At 54.6% G+C, this 23,020-nt stretch carries 23 protein-coding genes; 20 read left to right on the plus strand and 3 right to left on the minus strand.

The features are described 5' to 3' along the window. Positions 1-82: 82 nt before the first annotated feature. Complete coding sequence (locus BLT01_RS00205; protein WP_092092740.1) at positions 83-445, minus strand: DUF3899 domain-containing protein; 363 nt, start codon at positions 443-445, stop codon at positions 83-85. Between the two features lie 130 nt (positions 446-575). On the opposite strand from BLT01_RS00205, the gene BLT01_RS00210 reads away from it, so the two are divergent. The 16 genes from BLT01_RS00210 to glsA all read left to right on the plus strand — a co-directional run bounded on the left by BLT01_RS00210 (position 576) and on the right by glsA (position 16,018). Beyond that, a complete protein-coding gene (locus BLT01_RS00210) occupies positions 576-2,228 on the plus strand; it encodes a peptide ABC transporter substrate-binding protein (RefSeq protein WP_092092744.1) in 1,653 nt (550 codons plus the stop codon). A gap of 94 nt (positions 2,229-2,322) precedes the next feature. Next, the gene (locus BLT01_RS00215) at positions 2,323-3,255 is read left to right on the plus strand and encodes an ABC transporter permease (protein WP_092092749.1); all 933 of its coding nucleotides are present in this window, start codon (positions 2,323-2,325) and stop codon (positions 3,253-3,255) included. Further along, entirely contained in the window at positions 3,252-4,304 is a 1,053-nt protein-coding gene (opp3C, locus tag BLT01_RS00220) for an oligopeptide ABC transporter permease (protein WP_092092753.1), read from the plus strand. The genes BLT01_RS00215 and opp3C overlap by 4 nt, the downstream gene beginning before the upstream one ends. Positions 4,305-4,315: 11 nt before the next feature. Next, the gene (locus tag BLT01_RS00225) at positions 4,316-5,395 is read left to right on the plus strand and encodes an ABC transporter ATP-binding protein (RefSeq protein ID WP_092092758.1); all 1,080 of its coding nucleotides are present in this window, start codon (positions 4,316-4,318) and stop codon (positions 5,393-5,395) included. Next, positions 5,392-6,435, plus strand: coding sequence for an ABC transporter ATP-binding protein (locus BLT01_RS00230; RefSeq protein ID WP_092092763.1), 1,044 nt, complete (start codon positions 5,392-5,394; stop codon positions 6,433-6,435). Before BLT01_RS00225 ends, BLT01_RS00230 begins: the two co-directional genes overlap by 4 nt. 351 nt (positions 6,436-6,786) lie before the next feature. Then, positions 6,787-7,266, plus strand: coding sequence for an acyl-CoA thioesterase (locus tag BLT01_RS00235; RefSeq protein WP_092092768.1), 480 nt, complete (start codon positions 6,787-6,789; stop codon positions 7,264-7,266). A gap of 208 nt (positions 7,267-7,474) precedes the next feature. Then, positions 7,475-8,428: a hypothetical protein gene (locus BLT01_RS00240; RefSeq protein WP_092092773.1), complete on the plus strand. Its 954-nt coding sequence runs from the start codon at positions 7,475-7,477 to the stop codon at positions 8,426-8,428. Positions 8,429-8,570: 142 nt separating this feature from the next. Then, the gene (locus BLT01_RS00245) at positions 8,571-9,305 is read left to right on the plus strand and encodes a sulfite exporter TauE/SafE family protein (RefSeq protein ID WP_092092776.1); all 735 of its coding nucleotides are present in this window, start codon (positions 8,571-8,573) and stop codon (positions 9,303-9,305) included. 163 nt (positions 9,306-9,468) lie between these two features. After that, positions 9,469-10,269 carry a hypothetical protein gene (locus BLT01_RS00250; RefSeq protein WP_092092779.1) on the plus strand — a complete coding sequence of 267 codons (801 nt, stop codon included), beginning with the start codon at positions 9,469-9,471 and terminating at the stop codon, positions 10,267-10,269. Further along, on the plus strand, positions 10,270-10,629 hold the full coding sequence (locus tag BLT01_RS00255; RefSeq protein WP_092092783.1) for a GntR family transcriptional regulator: 360 nt from the start codon (positions 10,270-10,272) through the stop codon (positions 10,627-10,629). Continuing rightward, positions 10,626-11,348: an ATP-binding cassette domain-containing protein gene (locus tag BLT01_RS00260; protein ID WP_092092787.1), complete on the plus strand. Its 723-nt coding sequence runs from the start codon at positions 10,626-10,628 to the stop codon at positions 11,346-11,348. Before BLT01_RS00255 ends, BLT01_RS00260 begins: the two co-directional genes overlap by 4 nt. Continuing rightward, positions 11,332-12,261 (plus strand): ABC transporter ATP-binding protein, encoded by a 930-nt coding sequence (locus BLT01_RS00265; RefSeq protein WP_092092790.1) that lies wholly within the window; start codon positions 11,332-11,334, stop codon positions 12,259-12,261. Before BLT01_RS00260 ends, BLT01_RS00265 begins: the two co-directional genes overlap by 17 nt. Next, positions 12,239-13,216 (plus strand): ABC transporter permease, encoded by a 978-nt coding sequence (locus tag BLT01_RS00270; RefSeq protein WP_092092794.1) that lies wholly within the window; start codon positions 12,239-12,241, stop codon positions 13,214-13,216. The genes BLT01_RS00265 and BLT01_RS00270 overlap by 23 nt, the downstream gene beginning before the upstream one ends. Positions 13,217-13,355: 139 nt before the next feature. Beyond that, the gene (gene murI, locus BLT01_RS00275) at positions 13,356-14,150 is read left to right on the plus strand and encodes a glutamate racemase (RefSeq protein WP_092092797.1); all 795 of its coding nucleotides are present in this window, start codon (positions 13,356-13,358) and stop codon (positions 14,148-14,150) included. Positions 14,151-14,233: 83 nt separating this feature from the next. Beyond that, a complete protein-coding gene (locus BLT01_RS00280) occupies positions 14,234-14,788 on the plus strand; it encodes a M15 family metallopeptidase (protein ID WP_092092802.1) in 555 nt (184 codons plus the stop codon). 300 nt (positions 14,789-15,088) lie between these two features. After that, a complete protein-coding gene (glsA, locus tag BLT01_RS00285; RefSeq protein WP_092092807.1) occupies positions 15,089-16,018 on the plus strand; it encodes a glutaminase A in 930 nt (309 codons plus the stop codon). Between the two features lie 151 nt (positions 16,019-16,169). Here the strand turns inward: glsA and BLT01_RS00290 are convergent, their stop codons facing one another. After that, the gene (locus tag BLT01_RS00290) at positions 16,170-16,997 is read right to left on the minus strand and encodes a helix-turn-helix domain-containing protein (protein WP_176764972.1); all 828 of its coding nucleotides are present in this window, start codon (positions 16,995-16,997) and stop codon (positions 16,170-16,172) included. On the opposite strand from BLT01_RS00290, the gene BLT01_RS00295 reads away from it, so the two are divergent. Both BLT01_RS00295 and BLT01_RS00300 read left to right on the plus strand, forming a co-directional pair. Beyond that, positions 16,959-19,490: a hypothetical protein gene (locus tag BLT01_RS00295; protein ID WP_176764973.1), complete on the plus strand. Its 2,532-nt coding sequence runs from the start codon at positions 16,959-16,961 to the stop codon at positions 19,488-19,490. The genes BLT01_RS00290 and BLT01_RS00295 overlap by 39 nt on opposite strands. 13 nt (positions 19,491-19,503) lie before the next feature. Beyond that, the gene (locus BLT01_RS00300; RefSeq protein ID WP_176764974.1) at positions 19,504-20,379 is read left to right on the plus strand and encodes a lantibiotic dehydratase C-terminal domain-containing protein; all 876 of its coding nucleotides are present in this window, start codon (positions 19,504-19,506) and stop codon (positions 20,377-20,379) included. Positions 20,380-20,623: 244 nt separating this feature from the next. On the opposite strand, the gene mscL is transcribed toward BLT01_RS00300, so the two are convergent. Further along, positions 20,624-21,013 (minus strand): large conductance mechanosensitive channel protein MscL, encoded by a 390-nt coding sequence (mscL, locus tag BLT01_RS00305; protein ID WP_092092826.1) that lies wholly within the window; start codon positions 21,011-21,013, stop codon positions 20,624-20,626. A gap of 214 nt (positions 21,014-21,227) precedes the next feature. Here mscL and BLT01_RS00310 point away from each other — a divergent pair, with 214 nt between their 5' ends. Both BLT01_RS00310 and BLT01_RS15480 read left to right on the plus strand, forming a co-directional pair. Then, entirely contained in the window at positions 21,228-21,449 is a 222-nt protein-coding gene (locus BLT01_RS00310) for a WYL domain-containing protein (protein WP_092092830.1), read from the plus strand. A gap of 161 nt (positions 21,450-21,610) precedes the next feature. Next, positions 21,611-22,957, plus strand: coding sequence for a M28 family peptidase (locus BLT01_RS15480; RefSeq protein ID WP_092092834.1), 1,347 nt, complete (start codon positions 21,611-21,613; stop codon positions 22,955-22,957). The last annotated feature ends 63 nt before the right edge of the window (positions 22,958-23,020 follow it).

The raw sequence follows: 23,020 nt of genomic DNA on the forward strand, positions 1-23,020 counted from the left end.
GCTGTTGCGGAACCTTGTCTTTTTACTTTTCCCGACGCCAACCGACATATTTCCCGGGAAATAGCCACGGGCATCGGCACGCTTAATCAATTGCCAGGATGGAAGCGATGATGCTGACGGTAAACAGATACAGTCCGAACAAAAGCACCGGACGGTAAGGGAGAGGGGCTTTCCTGAACTCAGGGTCTTTATTCCTGCCTTCCGCTTCCCTGATGTAGCTCTCTTTCCTGTTCAGCGAGCGGAAGAACTTTCTCCAGTTTCTTGTAAAAGTCTCTGTGACATCATGCCTGGCGATGTAAAGAATGCCTCCCGCCAGCAGGATCAGAATGCTTGTCCAAAATAGAAGATCTGAGGCCCGGACGGGATCCGGGGTGCGTGTCATCCACGACCAACCGACAAACATCGGGGGGATGACGAAAATAACCGGCATATAACGTCGATTCATGTCCGCCCTTCTTTCATGCTTAAAATTAGCAACGATTTAAACTATCTAAATTGTGAAAAAAGATATTGCTATATATCCGTAGTATACGTAAAATAGAATTACATTTCGATAGAGACGAGGGGGAAATGGCATGAATAAAAAGTGGGTATATCGCTTCATGGCTCCGGCCGCAGCGGCTCTGATCCTTGCGGGCTGCAACTTCAGCGGCTCCGGTGATGAGGCGTCCGGCGATTCGGAAGGCGGAAGCGCCGAAGGGGACGGCAACTCCGCGCAGGTGATCACGCTGAGCGAACAGTCGGACATTCCTACAATGGACTCCACAAAGGCGCATGACTCAATCGCCTTCAACGTCCTGAACAACATCAACGAAGGGCTCTACCGCCAGAATGAGTCAAACGATGTAGAGCCGGCAATGGCCGAAAAGCACGATAAAAACGAAGATGAAACCGTTCACACGTTCACGCTGCGCGAACAGAACTGGAGCAACGGCGAGCCCGTGACGGCCCAGGACTTCGAATATGCCTGGAAGCGCGTCATGCGTGAAGCCGGCCCGTACAATTACATGCTCGTCACGGCGGGCATCAAAAACGCCGAAGCGATCATGAATGAAGAAAAGGATGCCGATGAACTCGGCGTCAAGGCAATCGATGAAAAAACCCTTGAAGTGACACTTGAAGCGCCGAACCCGCTGTTCGAGACACTGCTCGCGTTCGCGACCTTCCTGCCTCAGAACCAGGCGTTCGTCGAAGAGCAGGGCGACCAGTATGCGCTTGAAGCTGAAAACGTTCTCTCCAACGGTCCGTTCAAGTTCACCGGATGGCAGCAGGAGCAGGGCTGGACTCTTGAAAAGAATGAAGACTACTGGGATGCCGAAAACGTCAAGCTCGACAAAGCCGAGTTTGTCGTCGTCAAGGATCCCCAGTCCGGCGCCAACCTGTATGAAACCGAGAAAGTCGACCGCGTGAAGCTCACGTCTTCCCTTGTAGACCAGTACAAGGACAACGATGGATTCACAAACGAGAAAGCGTCCGGCATCGTGTTCCTGCGCTTTAACCATAACCACGAAGTGCTGAGCAACGTGAACATCCGCCGCGCAGTCAACATGGCGATTGACCGTGACGGCCTGGCTGACGTCATCCTGAAAGATGGTTCGACACCGCTTTACGGTGTTGTTCCTGAAGGCTTCTACACTTCTCCAGAAGGTACTGACTATCGCGAGCTGAACGGTGACATCAACAAAGGCACCGCTGAAGAAGCAAAGAAATTCTGGGAAAAAGGCCTTGAGGAAACCGGCATCGACAGCCTGACCGTTTCCCTGAACATCGCGGATACGGATGAAATGAAGAAAGTCGGCGAATATCTCCAGGCACAGCTGGAAGATAATCTGCCAGGATTCAAGCTGGAACTGAAGGCGGTTCCGTTCGCCCAGCGCCTCGAAATCGAGAAGGCGATCGAGTATGACCTCTCCCTCTCGACATGGGGCCCTGACTACGCGGACCCGATGACTTACCTCGACATGTGGGTGGACGGCAGCTCTGCGAACCGGATGGACTACAGCAATCCGAAGCTGGATGAGCTTGTAGCCGAAGCACGCACGGACACGGACCTCAGCAACCGCTACAAGACCCTCCTCGAAATCGAGAAGGTCCTTCTTGAAGAAGATGCCGCGGTCGCACCGCTTTACCAGCGGGGCAATACGTACCTGACACGCCAGAGCATCGAGAACCTCGTCATCCACCCGGCCGGCGCGGACCTCTCGCTCAAGTGGGCATCGGTCAAGTAATCCTTTTATAGCAGCAGACAAGCGGGGAGCCACTGGTGCGGCCCCGCTTTTCTTGTATTCCGCAACACCCATCTGAAGCGAGGTGACCCACATCATGAAACGCTATCTCATACAACGCTTTGCCTATGCCCTGATCACGCTGTTCATTATTGTGACCGCGACGTTCCTGCTCATGCAGCTTCTACCGGGCACGCCGTATTCCAATGCTGAAAAGCTGACCGAGTCGCAACGGGCCATCCTGGATGCGAAATACGGTCTCGACAAGCCGGTGGCGATCCAGTATATCACCTATATCGGCAATCTGGTCCAGGGCGATCTCGGCTATTCATTCCAGTACCAGGGCCGGACGGTAATGAGCATGATCGGTGACCGCATTGGTCCTTCCGCGCTGATCGGCCTGCAGGGACTCGTGTTCGGCACGATCATCGGCCTTGTGCTCGGCATTATTTCCGCACTCCGCCACAACACCGCGGTCGATTACGTATCGGTGACCATCGCCGTTCTCGGCATGTCGATTCCGTCATTCGTCTTTGCGGCGCTTCTCCAATACTATATCGGCGTCAAGCTCGGCTGGCTGCCGGTTGCGCTGTGGGAGAACTACCAAAGCACCATTTTGCCGTCGCTTGCCCTGTCCGTGACGGTCATCGCGACCGTCGCCCGGTTTATCCGGAGCGAGATGCTCGAGGTGCTCGGGCAGGACTATGTCACAACGGCCAGGGCCAAGGGGCTGAATGAGTCCGGCGTCATCTGGAAGCACGTCATCCGGAACGCTCTCATTCCGGTCGTCACGATGCTCGGACCGCTCGCTGTCTCGATCATGACGGGGACCCTCGTCATCGAGAAGATCTTCGGCGTACCGGGACTCGGCGAGCAGTTCACACTGTCGATCCTCGTGCTCGACTACAGTGTCATCATGGGCATCACGCTGCTTTACAGTGCGCTCTTCATCTTCGTCGTCTTCTTCGTCGATGTGCTGTACGGCCTGCTTGACCCGCGGATCGACCTGAAAGGGGGAAGCAAGGCATGACGACCATCCAGCCGAATGACGGAGACTTCAAGAATCTCCGCAGCCAAGACCGTCCGGCGGAACCGTCCGTGGACCTGTTTGTCCCGAAACCCCTTGATGCAACGGTTCGGGAGGAACTGGCGGCACCTGCGCCGACTTTCTGGAAAGAGGCGAGAGAGCGGCTGTTCAAAAACAAGGGTGCGGTCGTCTCGCTCGTTCTTCTGATCATCCTCGGCGCCATGTCGCTGATCGGCCCGTCGATGAACGAGTTCACTTACCGTGAGCAGCATATCCCGCACTCGAACCTCCCGCCGAAAGTCGCGGGGCTTGAATGGCTCGGCTTTGACGGGAAGGATGTGAACGGCGTCGACCAGTACGCCCAGCGCGGCGTCGAGACCAACTACTGGTTCGGCACCGATGAATTCGGGCGGGATTTGTGGACGCGCGTCTGGAAGGGGACACAGATTTCCCTCTTCATCGCACTCGTCGCTGCATTTCTCGACCTTGTGATCGGGGTCATCTATGGCGGCATCTCCGCCTATTACGGGGGTCGCATCGACAACGTCATGCAGCGGATCATCGAGATCCTGACCGGGATTCCGAACCTGATCGTGATTATTCTCTTTATTCTGATACTCGAACCGGGCATCCGTTCGATCATCCTCGCGATGATCATCACCGGCTGGGTCGGGATGGCGCGGGTCGTCCGGGGCCAAATGCTCCAGCTGAAGGGGCAGGAGTTCGTCCTCGCCTCACGGACGCTCGGCGCCTCGGATTCCCGGCTGATGAGGAAGCACCTGCTTCCGAACGTCATGGGGCCGATCATCGTCACCGTCATGTTCACGATTCCGACCGCAATCTTCTTCGAAGCATTCCTGAGCTTTATCGGCCTCGGGCTGCAGGCGCCGCTCGCCTCGCTCGGGGTGCTGATCGAGGACGGCTATGATGCCATCCGCTCGTTCCCGTATAAGCTGCTTATTCCAGCGGTCGTCATCAGTCTGGTCATGATCTGCTTTAATCTGTTGGCAGACGGGCTGCGCGACGCGCTCGATCCGAAAATGAGAAAGTGAGGGGTCAAAAAATGGACAACCACATCCTTGAAGTCAGCAACCTGCATGTTTCATTCAAGACCCGCAACGGCGAGGTCCCGGCGGTCAGGGGCGTCAACTTTTCTCTGAAAAAAGGGGAGACACTCGCGATTGTAGGCGAATCCGGCTCCGGCAAGTCGGTGACGGCGAAGTCGATCATGCAGCTGCTGCCAAAGCAGAACACGATGGTTCCCGAGGGCGAGATCCGCTATGAGGGGAAAGACCTTCTGAAGTTTTCCAAGAAAGAGATCCAGAACGTCCGCGGGTCGGACATTTCGATGGTCTTCCAGGACCCGATGACGTCGCTGAACCCGACGATGAAAATCGGCAAGCAGATCATGGAGGGGCTTTCCCGCCATATGAAGCTGACGAAAAAGCAGGCTCGCAAACGGGCCAAGGAAATGCTCGAGCTGGTCGGCATCCCGAACGCCGAAGCCCGGCTTGATGCCTATCCTCACCAATTTTCCGGAGGGATGCGGCAGCGCGTCGTCATCGCGATCGCGCTTGCCTGCAATCCGAAAGTTCTCATCGCCGATGAGCCGACGACGGCGCTTGACGTGACGATCCAGGCACAGATTCTCCGGCTTATGCGCGGGCTCCAGGAAAAGATGGACACGGCGATCATTCTGATCACGCATGACCTCGGCGTCGTCGCCAACATGGCCGACCGCGTCGCTGTCATGTATGCGGGGGAAGTGGTCGAGCAGGGCACATTGGATGAGATATTCTACAGTCCGCAGCACCCGTATACGCTCGGTCTGCTGCGGTCAATGCCGAACCTGGACGCACCCCGCACCGAGCCGCTTATCCCGATCCCGGGTTCCCCGCCGGATCCGGCAATGCTCGGGATGGGCTGCCCGTTTGCCGCGCGCTGCCCCTATACGATGAAGGTGTGCCACGACTACCATCCGGATTATACGGCAGTGAGCGGCACACAGGCCGTTCGCTGCTGGCTGCAGGATGAGCGCACGCCGGAAGACCATGTGCCGGAAGTGATCCGGCAAGGCCGCCAGAAGTCGGAGATCGCCGCCGACCAGGCCGCCATCGACGCAGCGGGAGGAGTGCCGGTATGACACATGAATTAAAAGAACAACACACCATGAATGCCGGGCAGGACGATCTGCTTGTTGTGAGCGACTTGAAAAAGCATTTTCGCCTGAATCGGAAAACCGTCCTGAAGGCGGTTGACGGCATCAGTTTTTCCATCAAAAAGGGCGAGACGCTCGGCCTTGTCGGAGAGTCCGGATGCGGCAAGTCGACGGTCGGCCGGACACTCACCCGGATTTATGAGCCGACTGATGGAGAGGTCCATTTTGACGGCCTGAAACTGAAAGGACGCTTGGACGGGAAGACGAAAAAGCGCATCAACCGCGATGTGCAGATGATTTTCCAGGACCCGTATTCGTCGCTGAACCCGCGGATGACCGTTTCGGAAATCATTTCGGAAGGCCTAGTCATCCACAATCCGGACATGTCCCCGAAGGACCGCGAAAAGCGCGTCCATGAACTGCTTCAATTGGTCGGCCTGAACAAGAATCATGCCGGCCGCTATCCGCATGAGTTTTCCGGCGGCCAGCGTCAGCGGATCGGCATTGCGCGTGCGCTTGCCGTCGAGCCGAAATTCATCGTCGCCGACGAGCCGATCGCGGCTCTTGATGTCTCCATCCAAGCCCAGATCGTGAACCTGCTCAAGGCACTGCAGGAAGAGCGCGGACTCACTTACCTGTTCATCGCCCACGACCTGTCGATGGTCAAGTACATCAGCGACCGCATCGCCGTCATGTATCTCGGAAAAATCGTCGAGCTCGCGGAGAGCGAAGAGTTGTACGAAAAGCCGCTTCACCCGTACACCCAGGCCCTCTTGTCGGCGATTCCGCTGCCGGATCCTGAAAAGGAACGCACCCGTGAGCAGGTCATATTGTCGGGCGACGTCCCGAGCCCGACTGACATCCCGTCCGGCTGCCGGTTCCGCACCCGCTGTCCGTTCGCGATGGACAGCTGCGCGGCGATCGACCCGGAATTCCGAGAAGTCGAACCCGGCCACTCCGTCGCCTGCCACCTGTACGACCCGGAAATCATGGCGAAGGAAGGCAAAGAACTGAAAACAGTGTGATGATGGAACTCCCCGGCGCGCCGGGGAGTTTTCTCTTGGAGATAAGGGAGTTGGCAAGGGGAGTCGGAAATGCACTTCGCAATAAGCGGTCTGTCATTTGCAATATGTCCCGGCGAATTGCCGCAAGGGACGGTCATTTGCAATATAGGCCGGCGAATTGCCCCAAGGCCTTCCGATTCGCAACATGGGCCACCGATTCGCAACATGGGCCACCGATTTGCCACATGGACCTGCGACTTGAAATAAAGAATTCAAACACTTTCCTCATGCAATGCATCCCGGGCCCGATTCGGGTATACTGTTGCGTACCAGGCCGGATCCAGGTCCGGATAGAAGAAGAGGTGTTGCCATATGTCAGAAGCGATTCCGATGAGCCGGTCACGGACAAGGACAACGAAACTTGTCATGCCGCCGGATACGAACCATCACGGAACCATTTTCGGCGGCCAAGTGCTGGCTTATTTGGACGAAATGTCCGCCATCGCCGCGATGAAGCATGCCGGAGCGGCGGTCGTCACTGCATCGATTGACTCGGTGGACTTTGTTTCGCCTGCGAGAGTCGGGGATGTGCTCGAGATTGAAGCCGTCGTGTGCTCGACCGGACGGACATCGATGGAGGTGTTTGTCCAGGTGCACTCGGTCGATATCGTCACAGGCGCCCGCAAGCTGACGACTGAATCGTTCGTCACGATGGTCGCGATGGATGAAGAAAACAAGCCGACCCCGATCTCCCCGGTTTATCCGGAGACAAAAGCGGAAAAAGCCCTTTTCGACAAGGGGCCGGCACGCCGGGCAAACCGGCAGGAACGCCAGCAGATCAAGCATTCTTGACAAACAGAGCCGTGCAGCGGGGAATACCTGCCGCACGGCTTTTATTAAACCTTAAACCCGGCCGCCGCGGCCCGGATGACATCCGGGCCATTTTCATCACCCTTTTGCAAAAGCATACCGCTGTCAAAGGAGTGTTGATTTCAGGAGAGAATTGGAAATATGAAACTTCACGGTGGTAAAATCGTAGGTAAATCAGGGGGTGCTTGGAATGATGAGGGAAGCCATCTACGACCGGCAGACCGAACTCCGGATGCGTATGACGGAGAGGGACCGGATGAAAAAACGATATGAAGCAAAAGAGGCCGAGCGCGCCGAAGCCAAACGCAATTATGACCGGTTAAAGGCGAGGCTCACCAAAGAGCAGCAGGACGTCCTGAAGCTCGGCCAGTTTTCGTTCGCCAACAAGTTCCGCCAACTGACCGGCAAGATGGATGAAATCATGGAAAAGGAACTGAACGAGGCCGCGGAAGCCGAGCTGAAGTTCAATGAAGCCGAAAAAGTGCTCATGGACCTGGAAGAAGAAACGGCCGCGCTAAAGCAGGAGCTCGACCGGCCGGATTATGAGTTCCTTGATGACGACTGGGAAGCGTTCGTGCAGGAAAAGGAATTGTGGATGCGCAACAATGACGAGACCGCAGTCAAAAAGCTCCAGCAGGTGGCCGATGAACGGGCGATGCTGCAGTCGCTGCGAAGGGAAATCGAGGAAGCGATCCATGCCGGCCAGGATGCCGGGCGGGTGCTGCAGTCCGCGATGAGCCAGCTCGGCAATGCGGAAGGGATGTCGATGTGGGACACGTTTCTCGGTGGCGGCATGATTGTCACGGCGATGAAGTACTCCAGCATCAACAGCTCCGACGACAAGATCCATCGCGCACAGCGCGCGCTGCGCCGGTTCCAGTCAGAGCTCGCGGACGTCGAGGAATTTGACCGGCAACGCCTGACTGTCAACAAGGGCGATTTCCTGAACTTCACGGACTTCTTCTTCGACAACATGTTCACGGACTGGATGGTCCATTCGCGCATCACCGATGCAAAAGGCGAACTGGACCGGGTCCTCGCCGATGTCGAGCGGGTGCTTCGTGAACTCCGCGATCGGCTTACCCGTACCGATGAAGAGATTGCCCGTCTCGCCGCTAGGGAGCAGGAGATCATTCTGTCCTGAACAAAGCAGGCCTGTGATTCAAAGGCCTGCTTTCAAATGAATGAATGATAAAAAATTCTTATGTAAGTACATAAAAACAATCTAATTTCCTTATCGGACAGTTCGTCGTATACTAATATTACCAATTTAAGGGGGTGCGGTGATGGAATACATCGGACTGTTTTTTATCGGGCTCGTGGCGGTGACGATCGGGACGCTCGCCGGAGGCGGCGGGCTGATCACGCTGCCGGCGATGCTGCTGATCGGCATACCGGTCCACGCCGCAGTCGGGGCGAGCAAGATCTCCAATACGGTCAGTTCGCTCTCGACGTTTCTGACAATCCTCCTGAGGAAGAAAATTTCGTTTAGGGAACTGTACTGGATCATGCCGGTGTCCGTTTCGGGCGGTCTTGCCGGCGGGTTTATCGCGAACGGACTGAGCGAGGGGACGATGCTGACGGTTGCATCGGTGCTGCTGGTCGCGGCTTTTATTTTCTCATTCTTCTCAAAAGGGGATTTCAGCGGTGATGCGAAGCTGACCCCGAGCAAGACCGCCGTTTCGAGTCTGTTTGGTGTCGGCGTGTATGACGGGCTTTTCGGGCCCGGCCAGGCGACCATCCTCCTGCAGTTGTTCGGCCATTTGAACATTTCCTATATCCGGGCGATCGGGTTCGTCCGGGTCGCCACGTTCTCGAGCGCATTCGGAGCGGCGATCGGCTACATTACATCGGGCCACATCATCTGGCCGGTCGCAATCGCGCTGATGCTCGGATCGCTGACCGGCGCACGGGTCGGCGTCCATATCGCAGAAAAGATCAATCCGCGGTTCGTCAAGCCGATTCTTCGCTTGGTCACGCTTCTGCTGATTGTCGAGATTGTGGCGGAGAACTTTCTATAAGGTGTAAACAAAGATGCCAGACCCACCCGGGGCCTGGCGTTTTTAATTAGGAAACCAACTTTTTCAAAAAATCTCCATGAAAGCCTTGCGCCTTTCCTGAATACCAGTGTACTATATAACTAATGCACCGGTACACGGATGAAAACCAAAGGAGTGGAGTTTTATGAGCCGATGGAAAGGGCTCTTGTGGAAAGAATGGGTGCTGGCACGTCCCGGGATGGCGCTTCTTGTCATCGCCACCGTGCTCAGCATCGGGGTGGCACCGTTTTTGCTGCAGCGTTATGTGGTGCCTGATTTCCCGGTGATGAATATCGCCGCGATCATCATGGGCTTATGGATGGTGGCACTCAGCTACATGCCGGCCGTAAGTCTAGTGATCAGCCTGACGACTGACATGAAACGACCGGATATCTGGCTGCATTCTCCGGTGCCAACCAGTGTTCTGATTGGGGCAAAGGCGTTTTTCGCCGTGTTGATGACGGCCGTGTCCATGCTGCTTGTCTTTGGTGTGCTGGCATTGGCAAACCTCTTCATCCTCATCTTCAGCGGCAGTTCCGGGCTGCCGGAAAGTGTCCCGGCCGGCTGGTTCGTCGGGTTCCTGGCTGAGATCGGATCCGTATCGCTTTTTCTCGGCATGATCCAGATGGGACTCGTAATCCTGTTCTGGACGATCTATCAGTGGATGAAAAAAGCCAACAGGGTCATCGCCATCGTGATAACGGGCGCGATGCTCATCGGAACCTTATATATCTGGGACAAAATCACAACGTGGGGACCGTATCAGAAACTTGCCGGGTACGGCGAGGTGCCGTTCAGGTATTCGGAAAAGCTGAACCGGATCAATGACTGGGCGCTGGACATCACAGGAGTAGTCACGGCAAGCGGCATGCTTCTTGCCGTGATTGAGACTGTCTTCTGCGTGTTGCTCGCCATCTATATCTTTAACCGGAAGGTGGCGCGATGAATGAGTTTTGACTTTCTGCCGGATAAACCGATCTACCAGCAGCTGATCGACCGGATCACGGGTGACCTGATCCGGGGCATCCTGCAGCCGGGAGAAAAGCTGCCTTCGGTCAGAGAATACGCGGTCGAGGCCGGCGTCAATGCCAATACGATGCAACGTGTGTACAAGGAGCTGGAGGGGATGGGCATTACCGAAACGAAGCGGGGCCAGGGGACGTTCGTCACGGAGAACGCGGAACGGCTCGGACAGCTGAGAGAGGAGAAGAAGGCGCAGCTGATCGATGACTTTATCCGGGACATTGAGGCGCTTGGCTTCACGGAAGAAGAGATTGCGGAGTCCATGAGGAGGAGAGAGCGATGATCGAGATCAAGCGGGTGACCCGGTCATTCGGCCGGCGCCGGGCGCTGGACGGTGTAACCGCGACTTTCGGGCGGGGGAAAATCATCGGCCTTGCGGGGAAAAACGGAAGCGGCAAATCGACACTCCTGAAAATCATGGCGGGCGTCATGGGAGCAGACTCGGGGGAGGTCTTGCTGAACGGGTTGCCGATTACCCGGACGCTGGCGGGAAGTCAGATCGCCTATATGGCGGATGCCGATCTGTATTATCCGTACTTTACAACAGATGAGTTGCTCCGCTTCCAAGAGTCGCAGTACCCGGACTTCTCGATGGAAAAAGCGCTTGAAGCAGCGGAATTCCTGAACGTCGACCGGAAAACCAAGCTGAAAAACCTCTCAAAAGGAAACCGGGGCCGTGCCAAAATCGTAGCGACATTAGGGAGGGAAGCCGATGCCTATCTGCTTGATGAGCCGTTTTCGGGACTTGATCCGATGGTCCGGGAAATGATCGTGAAGGGGCTGATCCGGTTTACCGACCCCGAGCGGCAGACCGTCATTATGTCTACGCATGAGCTGCATGATGTCGCTCCGCTCCTCGATGAAATCGCCGTACTCAAAAACGGGCGGATCGCCGCCCATGACCAGGTGGAAGACATCCGGATGGCGCAGCCGGGCGGCCTGGCCGCATACATGCGAACACTCTACGAAAAGGGAAGTGAGCCGTTTGGCAAACCAAGCTGAGCCGATAGTGGAACTAAAGCGCCTTTCGAAGACGATCCGCGGCAAGAAAATTATTGACGATCTGAACTTGCAGTTGTATCCGGGCCAGGTGACCGGATTTCTCGGGCCGAACGGCGCGGGAAAGACGACAACGATCCGCATGATGGCGGGGCTCATGAAGCCGACTTCGGGTGAGGTGTTTGTCGCGGGCAAGTCCGTACAGAACGATTTGGAGGCGGCGATGTCCAACGTTGGCGTCATCGTAGAAAATCCGGAAATGTACAAATACATGACCGGGTACAAGAACCTCGTCCATTTTGCCCGCATGCACAGGGGCGTGACAAAGAAACGCATCATGGAAGTGGTCCGGCAAGTGGGTCTTGAGAACCGCATCCATGAGAAGGTCGGTACGTATTCGCTCGGCATGCGCCAGCGCCTCGGCCTTGCACAGGCGCTGCTGCACGATCCGAAGTTTCTGATCCTCGATGAGCCCACCAACGGCCTTGATCCGGCGGGCATACGGGAATTCCGGACGTATCTCAGGAGCCTCGCGGAAAAAGCGGGTGTCTCGATCTTCGTCTCGAGTCACCTGCTGTCCGAGATCGAGCTGATGTGTGACCGGATCGCCGTCATCCAGAATGGCAAGCTGATTGATATCCGGGAGATGAAAGGAGACACGCGGCCGCACCATTACATAGAGGCACAGCCGGCGGACCAGCTCAAGGCAGTCCTCGAATCAAAGGGCTACGAACCAGTTGAATCCGGCGCCGGATTCATCATCGAAGAAGGTACGGAGCGGATACCGGAACTCGCAAAAAGCGTGATTGCCGGCGGCCTCAATCTGTATGCGGTCCGTCCTCACCGGAAGACGCTCGAAGACGAATTCATCGAAATGACGGGAGGCGGACAGATTGCTGAAACTGCTGCAAAATGAATGGATGAAGCTTTGGAACAAAAAAGCGACATGGACCATGGCCATTCTTCTCGTCGTCGGTATTGCCGGAATGATGGGCCTGACCAAGTGGATCTCCACAATGGAAGGAAACCGTGCAGAAAGCGGAGACGTCGCGGCTGAGGGCCAGGCGGACGCGCCGGACTGGCGTGTGATGGCGGAAGCCGAGCACGCGGATATCTCCGCGCAGCTCGCTGCCCCTGGCCTTTCCGACTCCCGCGAGACAGACCTGAAAGAAGAGCTCCAGATCGTGGAATACCGGCTTGCGGAAGGTGTGGAGCCGCACGGCAGCTTCAGCCGGCAGCAGATGATCAAAGACTCATCGGGTATCGCTACGCTTGCCATGCTGTTCGCCATCATTGTCGCGGCCGGCATCGTCGCGACAGAGTTTTCTGACGGGACGATCAAGATGCTCCTTGCCCGCCCGGTCAAGCGGTGGAAAGTGCTCACTTCGAAGTTCGCGGCCACGGCTTTGTTCGGCGCGCTGCTCACGCTGGTCGGCTTTGTGGTCTCGGTCGTGATGTCGTATCTTCTGTTTGCTGCGGACGGAGGGACGGAGCTGGCGGTGCAGGGCGGGGAAGTGACTGAAGTCTCGGTATGGACGCTGACGCTTTACCACCTGTTCCTCGCTTTTTTGAACATCATCGTCTACACGACGTTCGCCTTCATGATCGGCAGCGTATTCCGTTCGGGCGCGCTCGCCATCGGGCTGTCGCTGTTCATCTTCTTTACCGGCAACACGGTTTCGGCGTTGCTGAGCCGCTATGAAATCGCCAAGTACCTATTTTTCTCCCACGATCTCGTGGCACTCGCACAGGGCATGACGTTCATTGAAGACGTGACTCTGCCATTTGCCGCTGCGGTGCTCGGCGCGTACGCCGCCGTGTTCCTGATTGTCAGCTATCTCGTCTTTTCAAAGCGGGACATCACCGCGTGAAACCAGGCCCCTCCGTCATGGACGGGGCCTGTTTTTGTGCTTCAGGGAACCCAAACAGCACCGAATACGTTACAATGGAAGGATCATTCTATTTTGCTTTTTTGTGAGGAGCAAAAAGATAAGTAAGAGGGTTAAAACGATGAAAAGAATAGCAATTATCGACTCCGGAAGCGGGGGGCTGACTGTTGCCAATGAGCTGTTCGGCCGGCTGCCCGATGAACGGATCATATATGTGGGCGACCACGGAAACTGCCCGTACGGCAACAAGAGTGCGGATGAGATCAAAAAACTCGTCTTCGGAGTCATCCGATTTTTGGAGCAGTTTGAGCTCAAGATGCTCATTGTTGCCTGCAATACGGCATCGGCTCTGATGCTGGACGAGCTCAAAGAAAGGATGGATGTCCCTGTCATCGGGGTCATCGAGCCGGGTGCAGAAATGGCCGCCCGGGCGACGCTGAACCGGCGGATCGGCGTCATTGCCACCCAGAGGACGGTGGAGTCCCATATGTACCGGAAGAACATCCTGGAAAACCGGGATGGCCTGGGTGTTTATGAACAGGCTTGTCCGAAACTCGTCTCTTATCTGGAGAACGAAGGAACGCTTGAAGAAGCCATCACGGAAGCCCTGGAAGAGTATCTGGATCCGCTCCGCGAAAAACAGGTGGACACGCTCGTGATGGGCTGCACCCACTATCCGCTTGCCGAGCAGCAGATCCGCCGTGTATGGGGGCGCGACGTCAATCTGGTCGACCCGGCCCGTGCGACGGTCGCACATGCGGCAAAAGTGCTGAGGGAAAACGGAGATCTGGCAGTTGCACCTGAAGGGGAGCACCTTTTCTGCACCACAGGGGACGTCACGGATTTTGACGAAAAAGTTAAGAGGTGGACCCCTATCAGCCGGCCGGTTGTCCGGCATGCGGAAACCGGATTTTAAGACGATAGAGAAGGGAGGCTTCCGGAATCGGAAAAAAGAACGGGAAAAAGCATCCTGCCGCCCTCGCAGGCAATGTCGCGGGCATGGTGATCGCTGCGGTGGTGGCGGCCGGGATCTGGATGTTTGTTCAGCGTGAACTTGATTTTCGTGAAGAATTGGAGACGCGCCCGCTTCCGGAAGGCCTTCATCCGATTGTCGGGCAAAAGACGGAAGAGCTTGCCGGTATGGCCGCAAAGCGGGGGATCCGGATTGAAATCACCGACGGATTTCGCTCCCATGATGAGCAAAACCAGCTTTTTGCACAAGGGCGAACCGCTTACGGACCCGTCGTCACCCATGCAAGGGGCGGCCAGTCGTATCATAACTATGGACTTGCAGTCGATTATGCGATCCGGACGACGGACGGCCGCCTGGTCTGGGATACCGGCTACGACGGCAACGGCAACGGCAAAAGCGACTGGTTCGAAGTCGCGGACATTGCCAAGGAAATCGGCTTTGAATGGGGCGGCGACTGGAGCGGCTTCAAGGACTATCCGCATCTGCAGATGACATTCGGCCTGTCCACATCCGAATTGGACGCCGGCTGGCGGCCGGAGGACACAGACAAGTATGAAGTCATGGCCGGAAAATCCGAATAGAAAAGGGACTGTTCCGCAAACCGGCATAAGCCGATGCGCGGAACAGTCCCTTTTAATGTCCAGAATCAGTCGTTGCTGCCTGTGAAAGTCAGGACAAGGCCTGCAATCGTACCGATGCTGATGAACCCGAATAAAATGGCCAGGATAATAACGAACCACATGTCAGTCTCCACTCCTTTGCAGGCAATTCAGCTTCATTATATCATCAGCCCGCGAGCCCGGCAACGAACGGCTGGCTTGATGAGTGCATGAACGGGTAAACTGTCGGCAGGATGTCATTATTAAAAGGAGTGAACTGCCATGGATTGCCGTTCCGACGAGGAACTGTACCAACTGGTGCAGGAGTCGAAAGTACATACGATAGAAGGAAAAGTCGCAGACTATATTCCCGCGTTGGCCAAGGCGGACCTGAGCTCGCTGTCCGTCGCAATGGCGTTTCCTGACGGAAGTTGCTATTCCGCGGGGGACATCGAGACAAAATCGACGCTCCAGAGTATCTCGAAGGTGATCGCACTTGCGCTTGCGCTCCTCGACAACGGAGAGGAATACGTCTTCCAGCGAGTCGGCATGGAACCGACAGGAGACCCCTTCAACTCCATCATCAAGCTCGAGACGATCGCTCCCCACAAGCCGCTCAACCCGATGATCAATGCCGGTGCCATCGCCGTCTCGTCGATGATCAAAGGCGATAGCATCGAGGAGCGGCTCGGACGGCTGATCCAGCTGACCGAGCTCATCATCGGTGAAGAAGGCATCGGCTACAACGAGGAAGTGGCCCAGTCAGAGCTCGAGACTGCCGACTTGAACCGGTCGATGGCGTATTACCTGAAACAGCACAGCGTCATCGAAGAAGAAGTGGAGACGGTCATCGAACTTTACACGAAGCAGTGCGCAATTGAGCTGAACTGCATCGGGCTCGCCAAAGTCGGGCTGCTTCTGGCCATGGACGGCAAGCACCCGGACACCGGCGAAATGATCTTGCCGCCGCGGGTCGCCAGCATCTGCAAAACCTTCATGGTCACCTGCGGCATGTACAACGCCTCCGGAGAATTCGCCATCCGCGTCGGTGTTCCGGCCAAATCCGGTGTCTCAGGCGGCATCATGGCATCCGTCCCGCAACGTTGCGGCATCGGCATCTTCGGACCCGCCCTCGACGACCGCGGCAACAGTGTCGCCGGCTGGGACCTGATGGAGAAAATGTCCAAAAAATACGACCTCAGCATGTTCTGACAAACCGAAAAACGGCTGCTCCCGCCCTGAAACAAAGGCGGAAAGCAGCCGTTTTTCCTCGTTTCCGAAAGAAAATCCAAAAAAAACGTCGATATGCGTAAGTACATATTTCTGTTGCTAAAAACTGTGTAGAGTAGTAGGTAGGAAAGATTCAGACACTCCCGGCCGCCAGATACTGCATCTTGTGCTCCTGTAAAATTTTCTTGTAATAGTCGAGACCCAGGAGGTCGAAGAAAAATAGCGCCCTTTGGTAATTCTCCGAAATCTCGGAGTCTGGATGGCCGAGTTTTTCAAGAATCGCTCCTTTTTGGTAGTAGAGCTGACCAAATACTGACATCTCACGTTGGGCAATTGAAAGACGAATTCCTTCTTCGGTTACATCTAACGCTTTGTCATAATTTTTCTGTTCATACCGTAATTTTCCTACGTTATACAAAATCGTGATTTTCATAACTTCATACTCATCTGAAGCCATTTGCTCTTGTAGTATTTCTTCAAATATCTTCATACTTTCATCGAATTTATGATTTTCAGCAAGAATGATTGCTATAGCATTCTTGATACGTGTTTTGAGAAGAACGTCCATTCCATCGATTTTTACATCTGTCAGTCTATAGAGTTCAGTGACGCAATATCGGTAGTCATGCTTTTTCAAGTAGTAAAGACAGACAAAATAATAAGACTCGAGATATGTCTTGAGTTCAGGGTGTAGAAACTTTCCACTGTTTAACTGCAATTGAGTGTATTGGTATAGCCCTTCGTAGTCTTTTTTCGCTGAATAGTTTTTAACTTCATCCAGCATTTTTTCTTTTTCTTCAAAGTCGTCATGAATTAGGACTTCGAAGAAGTATGAAAGAGGTAATTTGAGCTTCATTGATATGGCCTGCATCGTATCAATACTTGGATAAGAATCACCTTTTTCCAGGCGGCTAATCTCCGATTGGTTACAAATGCCGTCTGCCAGTTGCTTTTGGGTCATCTTGCGGATCTTACGCCATTTCCGGATCTCCATACCGAGGCGAACCTGATTCATTGTCCATCACCCTTTTGGCAAATGGTACAGCCGGATGCCAGCTGTCCTCTCTCTATAGTAACGGAAAATTTCCGCAGTTTGTCAACTGTGTACGAAAATATGTTTGCTGTCCAAGCCACGAAGAAAGGATTGAGGAAGATGAAACTGGAACTGAACCGAACAGAAACTTCCGTCCGTTTATCAGAAGTTGCCGTTGCGCAGGTGCATGATCTGCCGGCTTCAGTCATTGACTCCCTTGTCCTATCTGCTTCGATGAACCTGATCCAACGGCTGTCCCGACATCGGGCCGCTGTCTCAGAAGCTTGGAAATCCGTCGAGGTTGTACTGACCAGAACCGGGATGCAAACAGTTGAAGAACTTGAGCGGAAATTGCCCGAACTGTGCGAAGGAGATTGGGAGATTGTACAGTTGTGGGTTAAAAGAAAAGCGGAAATGGATGATGCCCTCGAACGGTTCAAGCTGATCTACCGGATGGGCAAAGAACAGGCTGATGCAAAACTTGCCCGCATGACAAAAATTCCTGCTCTCCACCGAAAACTTGTCTTGCAGCATCCGCAGTTGCTTGATGACGCCGTGGAATTGCAAGAAAGCACCATTGACACCATCCTTACGTATTTACTGAATTCAACTGTAGAAAGGACCGAATCCGGTACAACAGAGGTCCGTTTCCGCTTGGGGGATAAATCGGCCAATGTAATGGAAGAAGTCTTGTCGCAGGTCCGCGTCAGGCAAATGCTGGTTGACTGTTGGATTCATGCTTTAGCGTGTGATGACAGCCTGAACGAAGGGTTTTCCTTCAGAGTGAACGATGGGCTCGTCCACCATAAAGGGAAGGCGGGACTGCTTGTCGCAGATGGCATTGAAGTCGGTGGTTCCCCGATTATTAATGAATACGTTTATCGGGTTGACCATCAAGCTGCTGGCCATCTGAAGAAAGGAACTGTACGAAAAAAGAAAGATTGGATTCGTTCACTACAAAAAGCCGGCGGAAAGATGGCCTTTACGGATTTGTTGTCGAAAGAAATTCTGTTGCCCGTGTTGCCTGAAAAACAGGCAGAGATATCCCCGCTCAAGGGCCTTGGGGTGATGGTTACAAAATTTAATTCACCAAAAGCGAGAAGGCTCCGCAGATGTTTTTTGCTCCTAGAAGTCCTGCTGAATAAAATGGAAACCTGTAGTCCGGCTGCTTTGAAGGAACTCCGGAAAAAGGCTGATCGCGCAGTTGAAAGAATTAACGGGATTCTTCGGATACACCTGACAGGCCGGTTGGCAAAGGGGGATTGGTTCACGGAGCACCAATCCTGCAAAGAAAAGCCGATCGGTCTGCCTGAATCTGTTCTAGAAGACTTGGTGTCTTACGCAAAAGAGCCGGGGGTTTCCATTGTCCGTTCAAGAGTCACAGATACTATAACCAGCTGGTTTACAGAACAGTACGGCCGTGGTGGCGAATGCAGTGAAATTCTCGCATTCCTTACCCAGTGCGTATCAAGGCTGGATGCTGCAGAGGAAGCAGCAATTGCCGAGGAAGATGCCAAACGGGCTGCCGAAGGAACAGAAATCCGGAAACCGTTCGGTCCGTCTGAGCTGGTACCATATGGCACGCTTTCGTTCCGTGTGGCGGCCCGTTCCGAACAGGCATTGAAACGGGGGGACTACCAGATCCTTGCCGAGTGCTTGCAGGACGGAATCATAACTGAGGAAGAACAGTGGGTACGGGAGTTGCTGCCGAATGCTGAGCCGCTCTGGTTCTCATACGGATCCGGCTGGACGGGCGGGGAGAATCGTTATGGCGGACAACGGTTGCTCTGGCCGACAGACCGCCAGTATGCAGGCAGAAGCGGAACGTTCTTGACGTTGCACGATCTCAAAATCTCCCATGACCAAGAGTCTGATACGCTCACCATCCTAGGTCCCGAAGGAACCCCTGTCGCCCCTGTGTATAACGGAAAAATCCCCGTTCATCAGCTTCCGGAATGCGTCCGGCTTTTCCTGAAGCTGAGTAATCCATGGGTATACATTAAAAACGGTCAGAGCGGCAAGATGAGACCGGGATATGCCCAGCGGCAGACAGCTGGCCGGGTAGTAAAGGCTCCAGCAGAATGGCGGATACCCACTAAGGAAATTCCGTTAAGGAAAACAGGGGAAGCTGAATCGGACTATTACCTCCGCTTCCATGACTGGCGGGTGCGAAAAGGGATACCGAGAGAGGTGATGTTTTCGGTGGTCGACGCGAAATACCCGACAGCTGCCTGCAACGGCACCAAGGAGCGTTACATTCACTTCGGCAGTCCGCGCCTATTCGGGCGTTTCGCGGAATCTTTCTCGGAAGGTGATCTGCTGATTTTGACCGAGGTGTTTCCGGAGCGTGGTGCACATGCCATCGGTCGATCCGGTCAGCCATGCGTCACAGAGTTTAAGGTAGCTGTAAAGTGGGTTTGAATGGAGGATGAACATGCAGCGAGAAAAAGAATGGCACATCTATCGGTTCTATCCAAAATATGAATACCATCTGGACGAAGTGATCCATCAGATTGTTATGCCGCTGGCGTCTGATCTGACTGGGGAGGTCCACTACTACTATTACCTCCGTCGTGAAGATCATCATGGGCATCACGTTATGGCCGGGTTCCTTCTTTGTGATGAAGTGGCTGAGCGGTTGCGTTACCGCATTCGGCATGACTGCAATCTGCTGCTCCATGAGATCGGGGAGGAAAAACCAAAACGAAGAAGAGGGCGGCCGCTGGCTGGGGGTCCGGCTGAGCAGCAGCCGGCTGTCCGGCCATATAAACGGGAACCGGTTTTCGGAGAAAATTCCGCAGCGGGCATTGTATGGCCCGATTTGCTCCTTAAAAGGTCGACTGACCTTGCCTTCTTTATCATTGAAAATGAACTGCTGGGAGGCCCAGACCGTGCGGCGGCAGTCACACTTCTGATGCATCAGGCGATCCGGTCCGGGCTTTGCAGTACAGCTGCGGCTACCCGATTCTTGGAAAAGTATGCAGACCACTGCATCCAAACTTGTGCAGACCCGGCTCTTGAAGAAAGTTTGGATCAGGCGGTGGCAATAAATGAGCGGGAGTTCCGCAGTCAGTGGACTCGTTCGCTTAATAACGTCCACCTGCTCCGCACAATCCGGCCGTTCATCGAAGAGTTGACTTCTGTTCGCCATCAGGTGGAGGAACAGCTGATTCCGTCTCCGCCCTTCGAAGAATTCTTGTTCCACTACCTTCATGATACAAATAACCGCCTGGGAATAAGCCATGAGGAAGAGGCGTACATCGCGAAACTGCTACATAAGTCACTTGAAGAAAGTTCTAAATATGCATAATTGCATATTTACATTGAATCTTTCATGCTATACTGGACTAAATCACACGGAAGGATGGATGGGAAAATGAAGAAAAAAATCTTCATGACAATCATGATGGGCGCATGTGTATTTGGCCTCGTCTTGGGCGGAGTAAACCCACTTACAGGAATTCCTTACGAGCTTGTTACAAGGTAATATAATAGCTATTAAAACCCGCTCCCCACGGAAAGATCCGTATCGGGAGCGGGTTTCTTTTGTTTTCTCAGCTGTTTTTTTGTTCCTTCAGCAAATCGCGGATCTCGCGGAGCAGTTCTTCCTGAACAGTCAGCTCTTCTTCCGTCTCTTCCACCACTTCCTCTTCCTTCTCGCGCTTCAGCTTTGTGAGGAGGCGCAGGGCCATGAAGATGGCGAAGGCAATGATGATGAAGTCGAAGACGTTTTGCAGGAAGATGCCGTAGGTGACTTCCGCGTTTCCGACAGTTAACTTCAGTCCGGTGAAGTCGATGCCGCCGACAAGAATCCCGATGAGCGGAGTGATGATATTCTCAACAAGGGAAGAGACGATTTTCCCGAAGGCGGCACCGATGACGACGGCGACGGCCAAGTCGACGATGTTTCCCTTGAACGCAAATTCCTTAAAGTCATTCCACATGCTTTTCACCCCTTACGGTTTGGAGTATGGCGCCGCTTGGCGGCCCGCGCACCAGTTTAGCCTAATCGAATAAAGAATGGAAGAGGCTAACAGAAAAGAATTCGCCAATCTTCAGCACGGCAGAAAATACCTGCGCCCTCCTGAGTGAAATGGGTTGTGAAGAAGAAGAAGTTCGCATATAATGGGAACAAACGTTCTTGTTGGAGGGAACAGGATGCACGGACTGTTGATGAATTGTATGAAGCGGCACCAGCTGGCCGACATGATCTATATCGGATCGGACGGAAGCATTACAAAACGGCGTGTACGCCTGTTGCGCCTCCGGCAGGACACCGTGACGGCGTTTTGCTTCCTCAGGCAGGAGCGGCGCACCTTTAAAATTGACCGGATTTTGTCTGTCCGGCCGGTGTATGGCCATGAGAAACAACCGGGATAATAAGTAACAGGACCTTTGTCGCCGACGGTTGCGGGTCTTTAGACCTCTAGTGTCGAATCTTGAATGTGAGGTTGTAACCGTTTTCATTTCTCTGGCAGGAGGATAGAGTCTCAAAAACGAATCCCTCGGATGGAACAAGAATCGAAGAGGGGGAATGGAAGATGAAGAAAAGCAGATTTGCGGCACTGACGCTATCGGCGTCACTGTTGCTTTCCGGTGTCGTGATGATGCCGGCGGATTTTGGAGGGCAGGCCACAGCCGAGGCGGCGAAGCCGGGCAATCCGGCGGCATTTGATCAGAAGATCATTTCGAGGATTGATGCGGAGCGCATCTATTCGGATGTCCGGTACTTGAGCGAAACGATCGGGCCTCGTGTTGCCGGGACCGCGGAGGAGCGGGAAGCGGCTTCCCTGATCCGTGAGCGGCTGGAGTCCTACGGCTATCAAATTGAAGTCCAGGAATTCAGCATCCCTGACAAGATGGTAGGGCACTTGGCTACATCGAACGGTGACGAAGTGAAAGCAACCTTCCCATCGGGTTCCGGGGAAACACCAGAGGAAGGGCTGACAGCCCAGCTCTACGATGCAGGCTTCGGCTATCCGGATGACTTTACGGAAGCGGCGGAAGGAAAGATTGCGCTGATCAGCCGCGGCGAGCTTTCGTTCCGGGATAAGATCGACAATGCTGCCGCTGCAGGAGCAGCCGGTGTGATCATCTATGACAATAGCGAGGCCTCGGGGCCGCCGAATCTGAGCATCGGCGGGGATGCGCCGCTTCCGGTCGCGGGTATCAAGAAAGTGTCCGGCGAAGCGTTGCTTGAAGACGTCGTCGCCACTGGCGGGACGGTCACACTGAAAGTGGATGCACTGACCGGACAGACGTCCCAGAATATCATCGCGACTCGCGCACCGAAGAATGTCAGCAATCCGGACATCGTCCATGTGTCGGCTCACTTCGATAGCGTGCCGCTGGCGCCGGGTGCTAGTGACAACGCTACAGGGACCTCAACCGCGCTTGAAATCGCCCGCGTGCTGAAGAGTTATCCGATTGACAAGGAAGTGCGCTTCGCGTTTGTCGGGGCAGAGGAGATCGGCCTGGTCGGTTCCGCCCATTACGTTTCGACCCTGACCGAAGATGAGGTGTCCCGCAGTATCGCGAACTTCAATATGGACATGGTCGGCACCGCTTGGGAGAATGCGACCGCCATCTATATGAACACGCTTGACGGCCTGCCGAACATCGTCACCGAGGCCGCGCTTTCCGCGCAGGAACGGATCGGCACGCCTTCCGAGCTTGTCCTTTACAAGCGGGGCTCCTCGGATCATGTCAACTTCCACGAGGCGGGCATCCCGGCGGTGAACTTTATCCGCCGCGAACCGGGAACAGCGGCACTTGAGCCGTATTACCACACACCTCAAGATACCATCGAGTTTGTCAGCCAGGAACGCCTCAAGGAAGCGGGCGACCTTGTCGGGTCCGCGCTTTACTCGGTCATCCGCAAAAACTGAACAGCTGAATCAGCCGTCCGGCAACAGCCGGGCGGCTTTCTCTATGCCGGTAGTTTGTTTAGC

This window comes from Bhargavaea beijingensis, from assembly GCF_900101985.1.
Classification (GTDB): domain Bacteria; phylum Bacillota; class Bacilli; order Bacillales_A; family Planococcaceae; genus Bhargavaea; species Bhargavaea beijingensis.

Coding starts and splice junctions, on each gene's coding strand:
- BLT01_RS00205 (WP_092092740.1), bottom strand. CDS start 445: ATGAATCGACGTTATATGCCGGTTATTTTCGTCATCCCCCCGATGTTT.
- BLT01_RS00210 (WP_092092744.1), top strand. CDS start 576: ATGAATAAAAAGTGGGTATATCGCTTCATGGCTCCGGCCGCAGCGGCT.
- BLT01_RS00215 (WP_092092749.1), top strand. CDS start 2,323: ATGAAACGCTATCTCATACAACGCTTTGCCTATGCCCTGATCACGCTG.
- opp3C (WP_092092753.1), top strand. CDS start 3,252: ATGACGACCATCCAGCCGAATGACGGAGACTTCAAGAATCTCCGCAGC.
- BLT01_RS00225 (WP_092092758.1), top strand. CDS start 4,316: ATGGACAACCACATCCTTGAAGTCAGCAACCTGCATGTTTCATTCAAG.
- BLT01_RS00230 (WP_092092763.1), top strand. CDS start 5,392: ATGACACATGAATTAAAAGAACAACACACCATGAATGCCGGGCAGGAC.
- BLT01_RS00235 (WP_092092768.1), top strand. CDS start 6,787: ATGTCAGAAGCGATTCCGATGAGCCGGTCACGGACAAGGACAACGAAA.
- BLT01_RS00240 (WP_092092773.1), top strand. CDS start 7,475: ATGATGAGGGAAGCCATCTACGACCGGCAGACCGAACTCCGGATGCGT.
- BLT01_RS00245 (WP_092092776.1), top strand. CDS start 8,571: ATGGAATACATCGGACTGTTTTTTATCGGGCTCGTGGCGGTGACGATC.
- BLT01_RS00250 (WP_092092779.1), top strand. CDS start 9,469: ATGAGCCGATGGAAAGGGCTCTTGTGGAAAGAATGGGTGCTGGCACGT.
- BLT01_RS00255 (WP_092092783.1), top strand. CDS start 10,270: ATGAGTTTTGACTTTCTGCCGGATAAACCGATCTACCAGCAGCTGATC.
- BLT01_RS00260 (WP_092092787.1), top strand. CDS start 10,626: ATGATCGAGATCAAGCGGGTGACCCGGTCATTCGGCCGGCGCCGGGCG.
- murI (WP_092092797.1), top strand. CDS start 13,356: ATGAAAAGAATAGCAATTATCGACTCCGGAAGCGGGGGGCTGACTGTT.
- BLT01_RS00280 (WP_092092802.1), top strand. CDS start 14,234: ATGGTGATCGCTGCGGTGGTGGCGGCCGGGATCTGGATGTTTGTTCAG.
- glsA (WP_092092807.1), top strand. CDS start 15,089: ATGGATTGCCGTTCCGACGAGGAACTGTACCAACTGGTGCAGGAGTCG.
- BLT01_RS00290 (WP_176764972.1), bottom strand. CDS start 16,997: ATGACCCAAAAGCAACTGGCAGACGGCATTTGTAACCAATCGGAGATT.
- BLT01_RS00300 (WP_176764974.1), top strand. CDS start 19,504: ATGCAGCGAGAAAAAGAATGGCACATCTATCGGTTCTATCCAAAATAT.
- mscL (WP_092092826.1), bottom strand. CDS start 21,013: ATGTGGAATGACTTTAAGGAATTTGCGTTCAAGGGAAACATCGTCGAC.
- BLT01_RS00310 (WP_092092830.1), top strand. CDS start 21,228: ATGCACGGACTGTTGATGAATTGTATGAAGCGGCACCAGCTGGCCGAC.
- BLT01_RS15480 (WP_092092834.1), top strand. CDS start 21,611: ATGAAGAAAAGCAGATTTGCGGCACTGACGCTATCGGCGTCACTGTTG.